Source organism: Inquilinus ginsengisoli (assembly GCF_031453975.1).
GTDB classification, from domain to species: domain Bacteria; phylum Pseudomonadota; class Alphaproteobacteria; order DSM-16000; family Inquilinaceae; genus Inquilinus; species Inquilinus ginsengisoli_A.
Window position 1 is genome coordinate 423682 of the sequence record NZ_JAVDPW010000009.1, and the last position, 16136, is coordinate 439817.

The window sequence follows — 16136 nt, forward strand, 5'->3', positions numbered from 1 at the left end:
CACCTTGCTCAGTGCAGACGGAACTCGCCGGCGCAGAGCCGCAATTCGGCCGGCTTCACCACCGCGGTCGAGGCGACGCGCACCGAATGCAGCGGCCCCTCGATGTTGCGCGTCCAGAAATCCAGGAACCGGTGCAGCTCCGGGAAGCGCGGCGCCAGGTCCAGCTTCTGCCACAGGAAGCTCTGCAGCAGGCCCGGGTGATCGGGCAGCCGGTACAGGATCTCCGCCGTGGTCAGGCGGTAGCCCTGCAGCTGACGTTCGAGATCGGTCATCCCTTCACATCCTTCCAGCGCGGCCGGCCCTTTCCGATCGTCCGGTCCATGAAGGAAATGTGATGTGGATTTTCTCCGCGAACAAGGGTATTTCTAAACAAATCAAAGACTTAGCAGCGGTCAGGTGGGATTGCTGCTAGATCACGCTCCATATCCCGCCCTCTTGTTTGTCATGCCACGGCTTGACCGTGGCATCTAGGGGCGGCCAAAGCGGCTCTCGGTGGCCCCTGGATTGCCCGGTCAAGCCGGGCAATGACATGAGAAAGTTAAGACCTGGGCCTCAGTCCTCGACCTGAAACGCTTAACCGGACACCTGAGGGCAAGCCGGGCAATGACAGATAAGGGGCGACGGACAAGGGGCGTGAACCCAGAGGCTCGCTCAGTCGAACAGCGCGCGGTGCTGCTGCTGCACGGTCGGCAGGGCCCGCAGGATCTCGGAGAGATGGGCGCGCAGCGCCGCCTCGGCGCCCTCGGGGTCGCGCCGGTCGATCGCCGCCAGGATGACGCGGTGCTGGTCGATCAGCACCGGGAGGGACGAGGCCAGCGGCAGCGTCAGATGACAGACGCGGTCCATATGCGCCTTCAGGTCCTCGATCACCGTCCAGGCCGACGGGCAGCCAGCACCCTCGGCGAGGGCGGCATGGAACGCCTCGTCGGCACGCTGGAACTCGTAGTGCTCGCCGGCCTTGGCCGCGACCTCCTGGGCCTCGAGATGGAAGTCGATGCGGGTGCGGACCCGGGAATCGAACCGCTCGCAGGCCCGGCGCACCACCGCGCTCTCCAGCGATTCCCGGATGAACCGGGCCTCCAGCATGCGCTCGATCGAGATCTTGACCACGAAGGTGCCGCGCCGCGGCTGGATCTCGACCAGCCCGGCCCGGGCCAGGGCGATGAAGGCCTCGCGCACCGGCTGGCGGGACACGCCGAAGCGCGCCGCGATCTCCTGCTCCGACAGCGGCGCGCCGGGCTCGATCGCCAGGGTGACGATCCGTTTGCGGATCTCCAGCTCGATCAGCCGGGCGATGCTGGTGGTCTGGTCGAGAAGGTCGAGCGGCGCCATGCGGGAGCTCACAACGGATATTGCGTTGGCTGAAGTACCATACTAACCTCCTAAATACCATACTAGATGGCGGCCTGATCATACCAGATCGCGTCTTTCGGCAGGGGGCCGGGGGCGAAGATCGAGAGACCATATCAGGCCAAAGGGGGAGGCAATCATGAAGTCCATCGCAGCACTGGCCTTGGGGGCAGCATTGGCGCTGACCGCACTGCCCGCCATGGCGCAAAGCGTCACGTTGCGCTCGGCCGACATCCATCCCGACGGGTATCCGACCGTCGTGGCGGTCCAGTATCTCGGCCAGCTGATGGACGAGCGGACGGGCGGCCGGATCAAGATCCAGGTCTTCAACAACGCGCAGCTCGGCGCGGAAAAGGACACGATCGAGCAGACCCGGTTCGGCGTGATCGACCTGAACCGGGTGAACTCGGCGCCGTTCAACAATCTGGTGCCCGAGACCCAGGTGCTGGGCCTGCCCTTCCTGTTCCGCTCGGTCGACCACATGCACAAGGTGGTCGACGGCCCGATCGGCGACGAGATCCTGGCGGCGTTCGAGCCGCATGGGCTGGTCGGCCTCGCCTTCTACGATTCCGGCGCGCGGTCCTTCTACACCACCAAGACGCCGATCAAGTCGATCGAGGACATGAAGGGCCTCAAGATCCGGGTCCAGCAATCCGACCTGTGGATCGCGATGCTGCAGGCCTTCGGGGCCAACCCGACGCCGATGTCCTATGGCGAGGTCTATTCGGCGCTGGAGACCGGCGTGGTCGACGGGGCCGAGAACAACTGGCCGTCCTATGAATCGTCGCGCCATTTCGAGGTGGCGAAGCACCTCACCCTGACCGAGCATTCGCTGACGCCCGAGGTCCTGGTGATCTCCAAGCTGTCCTGGGACAAGCTGGCGCCAGCCGACCAGGCCCTGCTGCGCCAGGCGGCCAAGGACTCCGTGGTCAAGATGCGCGAGCTGTGGGTGGCGCGCGAGAAGGAGTCGGAGGCCAAGGTCCGGGCCGGCGGCGGCGAGATCATCACCGTCGACAAGGCGCCCTTCGTCGCGGCGATGGCGCCGGTCTACGCGAAGTTCGTCACCGACGACAAGACCAAGTCGCTGGTCGAGCGCATCCGCGCGGTCCAGTAGCTCCGCAATCCGCACCGGCCCCCCGCGCATCCGCGCGGGGGGCCGTTCGACATGATGGCAGAGGGAGATCGGCCGGCATGGCATCGGTCTTGAACGCGACGCGCCGGGCCTTGGGCGCCCTGTCCACCGGGGCGCTCTGGGTGGCCGGCGCCGGCATGGTCGCCATGACCGGCGTGGTCGGCTGGCAGGTCTTCGCCCGCTATGTGCTGAACGACACGCCCAGCTGGGCCGAGCCGATGACGCTGCAGCTGATGGGCTGGTTCATCCTGCTCGGCGCCGCGGTCGGCGTGCGCGAGAGCTTCCATCTCGGCCTCGACATCCTGCAGCAGATTCTGCCGCCGGTGGTCAACCGTGGGCTCGAGATCGTGAACCTGCTGCTGATCCTCGGCTTCGGCGTCGCCATGGTCTGGTACTCCGTGCTGCTGGCGATCGGGACCTGGACCGCGACCATTCCCGTGCTGGACATCCCCGGCGGGTTCGACTTCCTGCCGCTGGTCGCCGGTGGCGCGCTGATCGCGCTGTTCGCGGCCGAGCGGCTGTTCGACCGGATCGCCGGCATCGAGCCCACGGCGGCGTCGATGCCCAGCGTGCAGGAGATGGCGTGATGGAGCTGTGGGTCCTGTTCGGCGGCTTCACGCTGTTCATGTTCATGGGCATGCCGATCGCCTTCTGCCTCGGCATCTCCTGCCTCGCGACGGTGCTCTACATGGGGCTGCCGCCGGTGGTGGTGTTCCAGCAGATCAATTCCGGCATGAACGCCTTCGCCATGATGGCGATCCCGTTCTTCATCTTCGCCGGCGACCTGATGATCCGCGGCGGCATCGCCGTCCGGCTGATCCGCTTCGCCGCCAGCCTGGTCGGGCATCTCCGCGGCGGCCTGGGCCAGGTCAACGTCGTCGCCTCGACCCTGTTCGGCGGCATCTCGGGGTCGGCCGTGGCCGACGCCTCGGCGATCGGCGGGCTGATGATCCCGCAGATGGCGGCGCGCGGCTATGACCGCGACTACGCGGTCAACGTCACCGCCAACTCGGCGATCATCGCGCTGATGATCCCGCCGTCGAACAACATGATCCTCTATTCGATCGCGGCCGGCGGCAACGTGTCGATCGCCGACCTGTTCACCGCCGGCATCATCCCCGGCCTGCTGCTGGCCGCGGCGCTGATGGTCACGGCCTATATCGTGGCGCGCCGCCGCGGCTACCCGTCCGACCCGTTCCCCGGCCTGCGCGCCGTCGGCCGCTACCTGGTGGTGGCGCTGCCCGGCATCCTCCTGATCGGCATCATCTTCGGCGGCGTCCGGTCCGGCGTGTTCACCGCGACCGAAAGCTCCTGCATCGCGGTGATCTACGCCTTCCTGGTCGCGCTCCTGGTCTATCGCGAGCTCGACTGGCCCAACTTCGTCGAGGCGGTGCAGGGCGCGGTGCGCACCACCGCCATGGTGCTGCTGGTGATCGGCACCGCCGGGGCCTTCGGCTGGCTGATGGCGCTGCTGCAGGTGCAGACCGCGACCGTCGCCGCGATCCACGCCATCTCCAGCGACCCGATCATGGTGCTGCTGCTGATCAACGTGGCGCTGCTGATCCTCGGCACCTTCATGGACATGGCGCCGATGATCATCATCTGCACCCCGGTGCTGCTGCCGGTGGTCAAGGCCTTCGGCATCGACCCGGTGCATTTCGGCGTCATCCTGATCCTGAACGCCGGCATCGGCCTGAACACCCCGCCGGTGGGGTCGGTGCTGTTCGTCAGCTGCGCCGTCGGCAAGATCACGATCCGCGAGGCGATGCGCACGATCTGGCCGTTCTTCGGGGCCTCGATCGCGGTGCTGCTGCTGGTCACCTACATCCCCGCGCTGTCGCTGTGGCTGCCCGCCGCGTTCCGCTGAAAGACTCTTTGTTGGGGTGAATCATGCGGCGGGCCTTGACCCGTCCGGGGCTTCCCCTTAAATGCGTAGCACTCACCGGCCGGGAGTGCTAACGACCGGGCCGGGGTGGACCTTTAACGCATATCTCTTCATTGAAGAGTGGGAGAGCAACGATGCAATTCCGTCCCCTGCACGACCGTGTGCTGGTGCGCCGCATCGAACAGAACGAGAAGACCGCTGGCGGGATCATCATCCCGGACACCGCCAAGGAAAAGCCCCAGGAGGGCGAGGTCATCTCGGTCGGCGCGGGCACGCGTGACGAGGCCGGCAAGCTGGTGCCGCTGGACGTCAAGGCCGGCGACCGCATCCTGTTCGGCAAGTGGTCCGGCACCGAGGTCAAGCTCGACGGTCAGGATCTCCTGATCATGAAGGAGAGCGACGTCCTCGGCATCATCACCGTGAAGAAGTCGGCCAAGGCGGCCTGATCCGCCTGTCGCCTTCACCGGAATCCAAAGACATATAAGGACTGAAAAGATGGCTGCGAAGGACGTTAAGTTCTCGCTCGACGCCCGGTCGCGCATGCTGCGCGGCGTCGACATCCTCGCCGATGCGGTCAAGGTCACGCTGGGCCCGAAGGGCCGCAACGTCGTCCTCGACAAGTCGTTCGGCGCACCGCGGATCACCAAGGACGGCGTGACCGTCGCCAAGGAGATCGAGCTCGCCGACAAGTTCGAGAACATGGGCGCGCAGATGGTGCGCGAAGTGGCCTCGAAGACCAACGACCTGGCCGGTGACGGCACCACCACGGCGACCGTGCTGGCCCAGTCGATCGTCCGCGAGGGCGTCAAGGCTGTGGCCGCCGGCCTCAACCCGATGGACCTGAAGCGCGGCATCGACAAGGCCGTCGAGGCCGTCGTCGCCGACCTCAAGACCCGCTCCAAGGCGATCAAGACCAACGCCGAAGTGGCGCAGGTCGGCACCATCTCCGCCAATGGCGAGCGCGACATCGGCGAGATGATCGCCAAGGCGATGGAGCGTGTCGGCAACGAGGGCGTGATCACGGTGGAAGAGGCCAAGAGCCTCGACACCGAGCTCGAAGTCGTCGAAGGCATGCAGTTCGACCGCGGCTACCTGTCGCCGTACTTCATCACCAATGCCGAGAAGATGATCTGCGAGCTCGAGAGCCCGTACATCCTCCTGCATGAGAAGAAGCTGTCGAGCCTGCAGGCCATGCTGCCGGTGCTCGAGGCGGTCGTTCAGTCGGGCAAGCCGCTGCTGATCATCGCCGAGGACATCGAGGGCGAGGCTCTGGCCACCCTCGTGGTCAACAAGCTGCGCGGCGGCCTGAAGGTCGCGGCGGTCAAGGCCCCGGGCTTCGGCGATCGCCGCAAGGCGATGCTCGAGGACATGGCCATCCTGACCGGCGGCCAGGTCATCTCCGAGGATCTCGGCATCAAGCTCGAGAGCGTCACGCTCGACATGCTGGGCCGCTCGAAGAAGGTCCTGATCGGCAAGGAAGAGACCACGGTCGTCGACGGCGCCGGCGCCAAGAAGGAGATCGAGGGTCGCTGCAACCAGATCCGCGCGCAGGTCGAGGAGACCTCCTCGGACTACGATCGCGAGAAGCTGCAGGAGCGTCTGGCCAAGCTGGCGGGCGGCGTCGCGGTGATCCGCGTCGGCGGCGCCACCGAGATCGAGGTGAAGGAGCGCAAGGATCGCGTTGACGACGCGATGCACGCGACCCGCGCCGCGGTCGAGGAAGGCGTGGTTCCGGGCGGCGGCACGGCCCTGCTCTACGCCTCCAAGGCGCTGGACAAGGTCAAGCACGACAACGACGACGAGCGGGTCGGCATCGACATCGTCCGTCGCGCCCTCCAGGCTCCGGTCCGTCAGATCGTCACCAACGCGGGCGGCGACGCCTCGATCGTTGTCGGCAAGCTGCAGGACAAGAACGACAAGAACTGGGGCTACAACGCCCAGACCAGCGAGTATGGCGATCTGATCAAGGCCGGCGTCATCGACCCGACCAAGGTCGTGCGCGCCGCGCTGCAGAACGCCGCCTCGGTGGCCAGCCTGCTGATCACCACCGAAGCGATGGTGGCCGAGCACGTCGAGCGCAAGCCGGCGGCTGCGGCCCCGGGCGGCGGCATGGGCGGCATGGGTGGCATGGGCGACATGGACTTCTGATCCTCACGGATCGGAACCTCCAAAGTCCAATTGTGAAAGGGCGCTCTTCGGAGCGCCCTTTTTTTGCCATGACGCCGGGCGATGCAAGGATTCACGGGGGCGTCGAAGTCGCTTCGTTGCCGAACCGAGTATTTATGCCTAGATCATTAGCAGCGCCGTGCGGCCATCGGGCCACGCCGCCCGAGATGGAAGGGGATTTTCCGAGATGACCGTCAGCCGACACAGCGCGCCGCATCGCCGCCAGCCCGTCACGCGCGCCGCCCTGGCCCTGGTCTCGATCCTGGCCCTCGCCGCCTGTGTGCCCGGCACGCCGCAGCAGACCGCCAGCATCCCGGCGCCGGCACAGCCCGGCGCGCCGCCGCTGTCCCCCTTCGTCCAGGCCATGCGCGACGCCGGCGTCACCGTCGCCATCCCGCCGCGCGGCAAGTTCATCCTGGTCAATATTCCGTCCTATGAGCTGATCGCCTTCCAGGACGGCGCCCCGGTGATCCGCAGCAAGGTCGTGGTCGGCGCCGCGGGCACCTCGACGCCCGAGCTGCTGTCGAACATGTACGCGATCAAGTACAACCCGGACTGGACCCCGACGCCGTCGATCGTGCGCAACGAGGCCAGCGTCTACATCCCGTCGGGGCCGCGCAGCCCGCTGGGCCGGATCAAGCTCGAGCTCGACAACAACCAGTCGATCTACCTGCACGACACGCCGCAGAAGAGCTATTTCGGCCGTGAGAAGCGGGCGCTCAGCCATGGCTGCGTCCGGGTCGAGAAGGTGCGCGACCTGGCGGCCTGGGCCGACGAGACCACCGTCGACGAGATCAGCGCCAAGATCGCCCGCGGCCGCATGTACACCGAGCGCCTGCCGGAGGAGATCCCGGTCTATATCGGCTACTTCACCCGCTTCCCGGACGAGTTCGGCCAGCCGGTGAACTACCCGGACGTCTACGCCAACAAGGACGAGGCGCGGCAGGCCTATCTGGCCCGCAGCGCCGGCCGCCGCCAGGCGCGGGCCGCGAAGGCGGCCCAGCCGGCGCCGACCGAGGTTCCGGGCCAGACGGTTCCGGGCGCGACGGTTCCGGGTGAGGCCGTGCCGGGTGCCGACGGCACCGTGCCGCCGGCGACGACGCCGGGCGAGACCGCTGCGCCGGCGGTGCCGGGAGCGGCTGTCGAGCCGGCCCCGGCCACGACGGTGCCTGCCGCGCCGGCCACGATACCCGAGGCTCCGGCGGCGCCCGTCGCTCCGGCGGCCCCGGCCGTGACCATCCCCGCTGTCCCGGCGGCGCCGGCCGCACCCGCGGTCACGCCACCTCCGGTCACGGTTCCCGCCGTGCCGCCGACCACCGCTCCGGCGGCGCCGACCACCAACTGAGCCACACGTCCAGGCGGCCATCGGCCGGCGCCACCCCCTCACCCGGAAATCCTGTGGGGATTGCATCCCCACGGGATTTCCGACCTCTCCCCAAGGAGAGGTGAAGAAGCACCGTCCCTTCGTACCTCTCCTTGGGGAGAGGTCGGAACCGCGTAGCGGTTCCGGGTGAGGGGGAGAGCCGGCCTCGCCGCGAAGGCGGCGTCACCCCGGCAGCACCCGCCAGACCACGGCCTCGCGCAGGGCGCGGTCCTCGATCTCGACGCTGGTCGGGACCTGGTGCCGGGCGACTTCCTCCAGCCCGTCCTGCGGCCGATAGGCCCGGCCCGGGTCGCCCAGCAGCACGGTCTTGCCGGCCCCGGCGAGCCGGCGCAGCCAGGGCATGACCCGGTCCGACATCGGCTTCTCGTAGCAGACGTCGCCGGCGCAGACGATGTCGATGTCCTCCAGCGCGTCGCCGATCAGGTCGCGCCCGTCGGCCTCGATCACGCAGCCATTGGCGGCCGCGTTCAGCCGGATCGCCGCCACCGCGATGGCGTCGATCTCGGCCGCGACCACCCGGGCGGCGCCGGCCCGGGCCGCGGCCAGGGCGACGATGCCGGAGCCCGAGGCGAAGTCGAACACCCGCTTGCCGGCCACGCTGCCCGGGGTGTCCAGGATGTGGCGCGCCACCGCCTGGCCGCCGACCCAGGCGAAGGCCCAGTAGGGCGGCGGCAGGCCGGTCCGGCGCAGCGTCTCCTCCGTCGCCTCCCACAGGGGCGTCACCTCGGTCGCGAGATGCAGCAGGAACTCGGGCAGCAGCGGCGTGCGGGCCTGCGCCGTGTTGGCGCGGATGAAGGCGTCGATGTCGGAAATCATCGCTCTTCCTAGCGCGCAGGGCGGCAATGAGCCATGGCGGTCTTGATGTCCGGCGCCGGAACGTCGAGACTCCGCTGTGACGATGGCGCAGACCATCGCCGCTATTGGGGGAACGACGAGATGGCGAGCCGCCGTGTTCAGGCCCGGCCGAAGGCGGGTCCGGCCGAAGACGACGTCGGAGACTGTAGCTCTCCACCCTGCTTCCTGCATGAGATCGACCCGGCCTATGCCGGCCTTGCCCCGCGGCCGCCGAAGGCCAAGCCCAAGTCCGGGGCCGCGAAAGACGAGGCCGGGACATGATCCGGGTCAAGCGCGTCTACGACCCGCCGGAAGAGGGCGACGGCTACCGCATCCTGGTCGACCGCCTGTGGCCGCGCGGCCTGACCAAGGAAGCCGCGGCGCTCGACATGTGGCTGAAGACCGTGGCGCCGAGCGACGAGCTGCGCCGCTGGACCCACCAGGACCCGGAGAAGTGGACGGAGTTCTGCAGCCGCTACAACGCCGAGCTGGACACCCACCCCAACGCGATCGCCTTCCTCAGGCAGAAGAGCAAGGACGGCTGGGTGACGCTGCTCTATGCCCATCGCGACGAGCGCCACAACAACGCGGTGGCCCTGGCCCGCTACCTCGGGGTCTGAGCGATCAGGCCAGGGCGCGGCCGGCGATGAGGCCGATGAGGACCATCAGGCCGAACCAGCGGTTCGAGTTGAACTTGGCCAGGCAGTCGGCCGGCCGGTCGGGGATTAGCGTGGCCACCTGCCAGGCCAGCTGCGCCGCGCCGGCGGCGAGGCACAGCAGGAAGGGCAGGGGCGCCAGCCCGGCCAGGAGGCCGGCCGCGCCGATCCCGAGCACGGTCAGCGCGCAGAAGCCGGCGACCCAGCGCCGGGCGGCGGCGCCGAACAGCCGTGCCGTCGATTTCAGGCCGATGCGGGCATCGTCCTCGATGTCCTGCAGCGCGTAGATCGTGTCGTAGCTCAGGGTCCAGCAGATGCCGGCGGCGAAGAGGATCAGCGACGGCAGGGCCAGTTCGCCGGTCACCGCGGTCCAGCCGACCAGCGCGCCCCAGTTGAAGGCCAGGCCCAGGAAGGCCTGCGGCCACCAGGTGATCCGCTTCATCAGCGGATAGGTGAAGACCACCACCAGCGAAGCGATGCCCAGCCCGACGGTGGTGCCGTTGAACTGGATCAGGATCAGGAAGCCCAGCAGCAGCAGGGCGATCAGGAACAGCACCGCCCGGGTCGGGCTGACCGCGCCGCTGGGGATCGGCCGGGTGCGGGTGCGCGCCACCTGGGCGTCGAAGTCGCGGTCCAGGATGTCGTTCACGGTGCAGCCGGCGCCGCGCATCACCACCGCGCCGATGCCGAACAGCACGGCGTACCACAGGTCGATCCAGCCGAATCCGGCCGGCCTGGGCGCCATCGCCAGCCCCCACCAGCACGGGTACAGCAGCAGCATGACCGGCTTCGGCCGGTCCAGCCGGCCGAGCATCAGATAGGGCCGGACGCCGGGCGGTGCCCAGCGGAGCAGCCGGCTCTGGGGCCGCATGTCGGAAGCGGTGTCGGTCATGGTCCTGTCGCCGATGGCGTGCGCTGGCGCATCAGTAGCGCCGTCCGGGCGATCTGACAAAGCGGGAGATGGCGGCACCGGCGCGTCGCCTCTTCTGCTCGCGGGAACCCCGCCTCGTCATTGCGGGCGCAGCGAAGCAATCCATGATGCCGCCTGGCATGGATTGCTTCGTCGGCTGTGCCTCCTCGCAATGACGATGGGGGAAGGCGGCCTCGAAGTGGGTGCGTCCCAGAGAGCCCCCGGGGCAGCGGCCCCGCCGTCTTCCCAAGGACGCGTTGCCCGCCACCCGGCCACCGGCTAGCTTCGGGCATGACCTCCGATGCCCTGCCGCGCACCCGCCTGTTCGTCGACGCCCCGCTGGCCGCCGGGGCGGCGGTGCCGTTGTCCGATGTCCAGGCGCACCATCTGCGCGGCGTGCTGCGGCTGGCGCCCGGCGAGGGCTTGCGCCTGTTCAACCCGCGCGACGGCGAATGGCTGGCGCGGCTCGATGCGCTGGCCAAGTCGGGCGGCGCCGCCGCGGTCGAGCGGCAACTGCGGCGGCCGCTGCCGGCCCCCGACCTGTGGCTGTGCTTCGCCCCGGTGAAGAAGGATGCGATCGACGCGGTGGTGGAGAAGGGCACCGAGCTCGGCGCCGCCGTGCTCCAGCCGGTGTTCACCCGCTTCACCGATGTCCAGCGGGTCAATCTCGACCGGCTGCGCGCCCATGCCGTCGGCGCGGCCGAGCAGTGCGAGCGCCTCGATGTGCCGGAGGTGCGCGATCCGGTCCGGCTCGACGCCCTGCTCGCGGCCTGGCCGGCGGGCCGGCGGCTGCTGGTCTGCGCCGAGGCGGGGGCGGCGCGCCCGATCGCCGAGGCGGCGGTGGAAGCCCGCGGTCCGGCGGGCCTCCTGGTCGGTCCGGAGGGCGGTTTCGACGCCGCCGAGCTCGACCTCCTGCGCCGTCACGAATTTGTTCGACCGGTCGGCCTCGGCCCTCGTATTCTGCGCGCCGACACGGCGGCCATCGCCGCGCTCGCGGTCTGGCAGATGCTGGCCGGCGACGGGCGCGACCGGCCGCCGCATCGCCTTTGATCCGACCCCATCCCGACACCCGAGTTCTCGCCCATGTCCGGTCCGCAGACCGCCAGCGCCGCACCGATCGAGAGCAAGGCGCAGCTCGTCGACTACCTCGCCTCCGGCTCGAAGCCGGTGGAGGATTGGCGCATCGGCACCGAGCACGAGAAGTTCGCCTTCCGGCTCTCCGACCTGCGTCCCCTGCACTATGAGGGCCCGGACGGCATCCGCGCGGTGCTGGAAGGCCTCGCCGGCTGCGGCTGGGAGCGGGTCGAGGAAGACGGCAACCTGATCGCCCTGGTCCGCGACAAGGCCTCGGTGACGCTGGAGCCGGGCGGCCAGGTCGAGCTGTCGGGCGCGCCGCTGCGCAGCATCCACGAGACCTGCGCCGAGGTGGCCGACCATCTCGCCCTGGTGAAGAAGGTCGGAGAGCAGCTCGGCATCGGCATGATCGGCCTGGGCTTCCAGCCGAAATGGCGGCGCGAGGACATCGGCTGGATGCCGAAGGGCCGCTACAAGATCATGCGCGACTACATGCCGAAGCGCGGCTCGCTCGGCATCGACATGATGAAGCGGACCTGCACCGTGCAGGTCAATCTCGACTTCGCCTCCGAAGCCGACATGGTCAAGAAGTTCCGGGCCAGCCTGGCGCTGCAGCCGGTGGCGACGGCGCTGTTCGCCAACTCGCCCTTCATCGAGGGCAAGCCGAACGGGTTCCAGAGCTTCCGCAGCCACATCTGGACCGACACCGACCCCGACCGCACCGGCGACCTGCCCTTCGTGTTCGAGGACGGCTTCGGCTTCGAGCGCTATGTCGACTACCTGCTCGACGTGCCGATGTACTTCGTCTACCGCGACGGCCGCTACATCGACGCGTCCGGCCACAGCTTCCGCGCCTTCCTCAAGGGCGAGCTGCCGGTCTATCCCGGCCACCTGCCGACGCTGAACGACTGGGCCGACCACCTGACCACGGCCTTCCCCGAGGTCCGGCTGAAGAAGTTCCTGGAGATGCGCGGCGCGGATGGCGGACCGTGGTCCCGCCTGTGCGCCCTGCCGGCGCTGTGGGTCGGGCTGCTGTACGACGGCACCGCGCTCGACGCCGCCTGGGACCTGGTCAAGGACTGGACCCAGGCCGAACGGGCGGCGCTGCGCCGCGACGTGCCACGGCTGGGCCTCGCCACCCCGTTCCGCGGCGGCACGCTGCGCGACGTGGCGCTGCGGGTGCTGGCGATCGCCCGCCACGGCCTGGCCGCCCGGGCCGCGACCGATGCCATCGGCGGCACCGAGGAGGGCTTCCTCAACGACCTGCAGCAGATCGCCGAGTCCGGCGAAAGCCAGGCGTCGGAGATGCTGCGCCGCTACCAGACCGAGTGGAAAGGCTCGGTCGACCCGATCTTCGCGGCCTACGCCTACTGACCCGGCAGGGCCTGCCGTAGTTTTAGGCAACCGCAGGCGGGCCCCGCCGATTTTTGCTTGCGATCCGTGGCATATGGCTTGCTTGATAGTTTCGTCGAGCAAGTCGTCCCGGAGGATCTGTGCAGGCATTCGACGAAATGGGCGGGGGGCCGGTCCGGACCCCCTATGCGGCCCTGGCGGATTGGCTGGCGGCGACGCCGGGATCGGTCTTCGACATCAAGCGGCGTGAGGCGGCCGCCCTGTTCCGCCGCATCGGCATCACCTTCGCGGTCTATGGCGAGGGCGGCGACCCGGAGCGGCTGATCCCCTTCGACATCATGCCCCGCGTGCTCGACGCGGCCGAATGGCAGCACCTGGAGCAGGGGCTGGCGCAGCGGGTGAAGGCGCTCAACGCCTTCCTGCACGACATCTATCACGGGCAGGAGATCCTGCGCGCCGGCAAGGTGCCGGAGCGGCTGGTGCTGCACAATCCCGGCTACCTCCCGGAGATGCAGGGCCTCGACCCGCCGGGCGGCATCTACACCCACATCGCCGGCATCGACATCGTGCGGGTGGGGCCGAGCGAGTTCTACGTGCTGGAGGACAATGTCCGCACCCCGTCCGGCGTGTCCTACATGCTGGAAGGCCGCGAGATGATGATGCGGCTGTTCCCGGAGCTGTTCGCCCGGCACAGCGTCGCCCCGGTCGAGCACTACCCGCAGGAGCTGCTGGCCACCCTGGCCTCGATCGCGCCGCGCAACTGCGAGGGCGGGCCGACCGTCGCGCTCTTGACCCCCGGCATCTACAACAGCGCCTATTTCGAGCACAGCTTCCTCGCCGACCGGATGGGGATCGAGCTGGTCGAAGGCCCGGACCTGTTCGTCCGCGATGCCGTGGTCTACATGCGCACCACCCGCGGGCCGAAGCGGGTCGACGTGATCTACCGCCGGATCGACGACGAGTTCATCGACCCGCTGGTGTTCAACCCGGATTCGATGCTGGGCGTGCCCGGCCTCTACCATGCCTACCGCGCCGGCAACGTCGCCCTGGCCAACGCCATGGGCACCGGCATCGCCGACAACAAGGCGATGTACATCCACGTCCCGGCGATGATCCGCTTCTACCTGGGCGAGGAGCCGATCCTGAAGAACGTCCCGACCTGGGACTGCTCCAAGCCCGACGAGTGCAGCCATGTCCTGGGCAAGCTCGACGAGCTGGTGGTGAAGGAGGTCGCAGGCTCCGGCGGCTACGGCATGCTGGTGGGGCCGACCGCCAGCCGGGCCGAGCGCGAGGCCTATGCCGAGCGGGTCAAGGCCCAGCCCGACCAGTTCATCGCCCAGCCGACCCTGGCGCTGTCGACCTGCCCGACCTTCGTCGAGCAGGGGGTGGCGCCGCGGCATGTCGACCTGCGCCCCTTCGTGCTGACCGGCGACCGTGTCCGCATCGTGCCGGGCGGGCTGACCCGGGTCGCCCTGCGCGAAGGCTCTTTGGTGGTCAACTCCAGCCAAGGCGGGGGCACCAAGGACACCTGGGTGCTGACCGAATGACGATGCGCGGAATCAGGACGGGCGGAATCAACACGGGACCATCGGGATGCTGAGCCGCACCGCCGACAGCCTCTACTGGCTCGGCCGCTACGTCGAGCGCGCCGAAAACCTCGCCCGCATCCTGGAGGTCGCCGACCGCATGGCGCTGACCCCGCACAGCGGCGGCGGGCACCAGGACGAATGGCACTCCGCCGTCGTCATCTCCGGCTGCGAGGAGGGCTTCTACAAGAAGCACGAGGAGGCGACCGCGGCGACGGTGGTCGACTACATCGCGCTCGACCAGGACAACGGCTCCAGCATCCGCTCCTGCCTGCAGCGGGCGCGGACCAACGGCCGCGCGGTGCGCGCCGCGCTGACCCGGCCGATGTGGGAGACGCTGAACGCCACCTGGCTCGAGCTCGAGGGCGGCAAGGACGCGCTGATCCGGGACGGCGACCTCCGCGGCTTCCTGGAGTGGATCAAGGAACGCGCGATCATGTTCCAGGGCGCCGTGGTCACCACCATGATCCGCGACGACGCCCACATCTTCCTGCAGCTCGGCGTCTTCCTGGAACGGGCGGACAGCACCGCCCGCCTGCTCGACGTGAAGTACCATGTGCTGCTGCCGGCCTATGAGGAGGTCGGCGGCGGGCTCGACTTCTACCAGTGGGCGGCGATCCTGCGCGGCGCCTCGGCCCTCGGCAGCTACGCCTATCTCTACCGCGACGGGATCAAGCCCTGGCAGGTGGCCGAGCTGCTGGTGCTGCGGCCGGAGATGCCGCGGTCGCTGGCCGGCTGCTTCCACGAGATGGTCGACCTGCTGGGCCAGCTCGCCGACCTCTATGGCGGCAAGCACGAATGCGAACGCTTGGCAGGGGAAATCCATTCGCGCTTGCGTTATGGGCGGATCGACGCAATTTTACGAACGGGACTGCACGAGTACCTGACCGACTTCATCCAGCAGAACAACATCCTCGGCCTCGAGGTCAGCAAGGCCTACCTCCTCTGACCCCCGGCCCCTCCAGATGCGCCTCCTGATCCGACACGAGACCCGTTACCGCTACGACACGCCGGTCGACCGGACGCTGCAGATGCTGCGCCTGACGCCGCGGTCGCATGACGGGCAGGAGGTGCTGCGCTGGCGCGTGGTGCCGCCAGCCGGGGCCAACCTTGCCCCCGGCGAGGACGGCTACGGCAACACCGTCGACATGATGTCGCTGGAACGCCCGCACGACGCGCTGACCCTGCTGGTCGAGGGCGAGGTCCACACCCACGACACCCAGGGCATCGTCACCGGGACGATCGAGCCGTTCCCGCCGGCCTTCTATCTCCGCCCGTCACCGCTGGCCCTGGCCGATGCGGCGCTGCGCGACCTGGCGGACACGGTCGCGGCCGAGGCCGGGCCCGACCCGCTGGCACGCGCCCATGCGCTGACCCGGACGGTGCGCGCGCGGATCGCCTTCCAGCCCGGCCAGACCGATTCCGCCACCACCGCTGCCGAGGCGCTCGCGGCCGGCATCGGCGTGTGCCAGGATCACACCCATGTCTTCCTCGCCTGCGCGCGGCATCTCGGCCTGCCGGCCCGCTATGTCGGCGGCTACCTGCTTATGGCCGACGGCAGCGTCGAGCAGGCCGCCGGCCATGCCTGGGCCGAGGCCTTCATCGAAGGGCTGGGCTGGGTCGGCTTCGACGCCGCCAACGGCATCTGCCCGACCGAGCACTATGTCCGCGTCGCCATCGGCCTCGACTACCGCGACGCCGCGCCGGTCCGCGGCCTGCGCCACGGCGGCAGCGGCGAGGCGCTGGAGGTCACGGTCCGCGTCGGCCAGTCCCAGACCCAGGCGCAGGCCTGATCGCCCCATCTTT

The 16136-nt window shown here is 69.0% G+C and carries 16 protein-coding genes; 12 read left to right on the top strand and 4 right to left on the bottom strand.

Translation table 11 applies throughout. From position 1 onward, the window contains the following. Window positions 1-8: 8 nt before the first annotated feature. On the bottom strand, window positions 9-272 hold the full coding sequence (locus E9232_RS26045; protein ID WP_309799024.1) for an usg protein: 264 nt from the start codon (window positions 270-272) through the stop codon (window positions 9-11). 379 nt (window positions 273-651) lie between these two features. After that, the gene (locus tag E9232_RS26050; RefSeq protein ID WP_309799026.1) at window positions 652-1332 is read right to left on the bottom strand and encodes a GntR family transcriptional regulator; all 681 of its coding nucleotides are present in this window, start codon (window positions 1330-1332) and stop codon (window positions 652-654) included. 157 nt (window positions 1333-1489) lie between these two features. Between E9232_RS26050 and E9232_RS26055 the strand changes: the two genes are divergently transcribed. The 6 genes from E9232_RS26055 (at window position 1490) to E9232_RS26080 (ending at window position 7878) form a co-directional block, all read left to right on the top strand. Further along, window positions 1490-2464 (top strand): TRAP transporter substrate-binding protein, encoded by a 975-nt coding sequence (locus tag E9232_RS26055; RefSeq protein ID WP_309799028.1) that lies wholly within the window; start codon window positions 1490-1492, stop codon window positions 2462-2464. A gap of 77 nt (window positions 2465-2541) precedes the next feature. Continuing rightward, window positions 2542-3069 carry a TRAP transporter small permease gene (locus tag E9232_RS26060; protein ID WP_309799030.1) on the top strand — a complete coding sequence of 176 codons (528 nt, stop codon included), beginning with the start codon at window positions 2542-2544 and terminating at the stop codon, window positions 3067-3069. Further along, on the top strand, window positions 3069-4349 hold the full coding sequence (locus E9232_RS26065) for a TRAP transporter large permease (protein WP_309799032.1): 1281 nt from the start codon (window positions 3069-3071) through the stop codon (window positions 4347-4349). Before E9232_RS26060 ends, E9232_RS26065 begins: the two co-directional genes overlap by 1 nt. A gap of 152 nt (window positions 4350-4501) precedes the next feature. After that, window positions 4502-4813, top strand: a complete 312-nt coding sequence (gene groES / locus E9232_RS26070) for a co-chaperone GroES (RefSeq protein ID WP_309799035.1) — start codon at window positions 4502-4504, stop codon at window positions 4811-4813. 49 nt (window positions 4814-4862) lie between these two features. Then, on the top strand, window positions 4863-6515 hold the full coding sequence (gene groL / locus E9232_RS26075; protein ID WP_309799037.1) for a chaperonin GroEL: 1653 nt from the start codon (window positions 4863-4865) through the stop codon (window positions 6513-6515). Window positions 6516-6720: 205 nt separating this feature from the next. After that, window positions 6721-7878, top strand: coding sequence for a L,D-transpeptidase family protein (locus E9232_RS26080; RefSeq protein WP_309799039.1), 1158 nt, complete (start codon window positions 6721-6723; stop codon window positions 7876-7878). Between the two features lie 201 nt (window positions 7879-8079). Here the strand turns inward: E9232_RS26080 and E9232_RS26085 are convergent, their stop codons facing one another. Continuing rightward, on the bottom strand, window positions 8080-8733 hold the full coding sequence (locus E9232_RS26085) for a class I SAM-dependent methyltransferase (protein ID WP_309799041.1): 654 nt from the start codon (window positions 8731-8733) through the stop codon (window positions 8080-8082). Window positions 8734-9029: 296 nt separating this feature from the next. Between E9232_RS26085 and E9232_RS26090 the strand changes: the two genes are divergently transcribed. Further along, on the top strand, window positions 9030-9371 hold the full coding sequence (locus tag E9232_RS26090) for a DUF488 domain-containing protein (protein ID WP_309799043.1): 342 nt from the start codon (window positions 9030-9032) through the stop codon (window positions 9369-9371). 4 nt (window positions 9372-9375) lie between these two features. Here E9232_RS26090 and ubiA read toward each other — a convergent pair whose 3' ends face one another. Continuing rightward, window positions 9376-10299, bottom strand: coding sequence for a 4-hydroxybenzoate octaprenyltransferase (gene ubiA, locus E9232_RS26095; RefSeq protein WP_309799046.1), 924 nt, complete (start codon window positions 10297-10299; stop codon window positions 9376-9378). A gap of 309 nt (window positions 10300-10608) precedes the next feature. Here ubiA and E9232_RS26100 point away from each other — a divergent pair, with 309 nt between their 5' ends. From E9232_RS26100 to E9232_RS26120, 5 genes are all read left to right on the top strand, one after another. After that, the gene (locus E9232_RS26100; RefSeq protein WP_309799048.1) at window positions 10609-11367 is read left to right on the top strand and encodes a 16S rRNA (uracil(1498)-N(3))-methyltransferase; all 759 of its coding nucleotides are present in this window, start codon (window positions 10609-10611) and stop codon (window positions 11365-11367) included. 33 nt (window positions 11368-11400) lie between these two features. Continuing rightward, a complete protein-coding gene (locus E9232_RS26105) occupies window positions 11401-12765 on the top strand; it encodes a glutamate--cysteine ligase (protein ID WP_309799050.1) in 1365 nt (454 codons plus the stop codon). 137 nt (window positions 12766-12902) lie between these two features. Beyond that, on the top strand, window positions 12903-14291 hold the full coding sequence (locus tag E9232_RS26110; RefSeq protein WP_309799093.1) for a circularly permuted type 2 ATP-grasp protein: 1389 nt from the start codon (window positions 12903-12905) through the stop codon (window positions 14289-14291). Between the two features lie 46 nt (window positions 14292-14337). Next, window positions 14338-15279: an alpha-E domain-containing protein gene (locus E9232_RS26115; RefSeq protein WP_309799052.1), complete on the top strand. Its 942-nt coding sequence runs from the start codon at window positions 14338-14340 to the stop codon at window positions 15277-15279. A gap of 16 nt (window positions 15280-15295) precedes the next feature. Next, window positions 15296-16123 (top strand): transglutaminase family protein, encoded by an 828-nt coding sequence (locus E9232_RS26120; protein ID WP_309799054.1) that lies wholly within the window; start codon window positions 15296-15298, stop codon window positions 16121-16123. Window positions 16124-16136: the final 13 nt, after the last annotated feature.

Bases quoted from the DNA above. Each gene is read 5' to 3' on its own strand.
- E9232_RS26050 (WP_309799026.1), bottom strand. From the start codon at position 1,332: ATGGCGCCGCTCGACCTTCTCGACCAGACCACCAGCATCGCCCGGCTG.
- E9232_RS26085 (WP_309799041.1), bottom strand. From the start codon at position 8,733: ATGATTTCCGACATCGACGCCTTCATCCGCGCCAACACGGCGCAGGCC.
- groES (WP_309799035.1), top strand. From the start codon at position 4,502: ATGCAATTCCGTCCCCTGCACGACCGTGTGCTGGTGCGCCGCATCGAA.
- E9232_RS26080 (WP_309799039.1), top strand. From the start codon at position 6,721: ATGACCGTCAGCCGACACAGCGCGCCGCATCGCCGCCAGCCCGTCACG.
- E9232_RS26060 (WP_309799030.1), top strand. From the start codon at position 2,542: ATGGCATCGGTCTTGAACGCGACGCGCCGGGCCTTGGGCGCCCTGTCC.
- ubiA (WP_309799046.1), bottom strand. From the start codon at position 10,299: ATGACCGACACCGCTTCCGACATGCGGCCCCAGAGCCGGCTGCTCCGC.
- E9232_RS26105 (WP_309799050.1), top strand. From the start codon at position 11,401: ATGTCCGGTCCGCAGACCGCCAGCGCCGCACCGATCGAGAGCAAGGCG.
- groL (WP_309799037.1), top strand. From the start codon at position 4,863: ATGGCTGCGAAGGACGTTAAGTTCTCGCTCGACGCCCGGTCGCGCATG.
- E9232_RS26065 (WP_309799032.1), top strand. From the start codon at position 3,069: ATGGAGCTGTGGGTCCTGTTCGGCGGCTTCACGCTGTTCATGTTCATG.
- E9232_RS26045 (WP_309799024.1), bottom strand. From the start codon at position 272: ATGACCGATCTCGAACGTCAGCTGCAGGGCTACCGCCTGACCACGGCG.
- E9232_RS26090 (WP_309799043.1), top strand. From the start codon at position 9,030: ATGATCCGGGTCAAGCGCGTCTACGACCCGCCGGAAGAGGGCGACGGC.
- E9232_RS26120 (WP_309799054.1), top strand. From the start codon at position 15,296: ATGCGCCTCCTGATCCGACACGAGACCCGTTACCGCTACGACACGCCG.
- E9232_RS26100 (WP_309799048.1), top strand. From the start codon at position 10,609: ATGACCTCCGATGCCCTGCCGCGCACCCGCCTGTTCGTCGACGCCCCG.
- E9232_RS26115 (WP_309799052.1), top strand. From the start codon at position 14,338: ATGCTGAGCCGCACCGCCGACAGCCTCTACTGGCTCGGCCGCTACGTC.
- E9232_RS26055 (WP_309799028.1), top strand. From the start codon at position 1,490: ATGAAGTCCATCGCAGCACTGGCCTTGGGGGCAGCATTGGCGCTGACC.
- E9232_RS26110 (WP_309799093.1), top strand. From the start codon at position 12,903: ATGGGCGGGGGGCCGGTCCGGACCCCCTATGCGGCCCTGGCGGATTGG.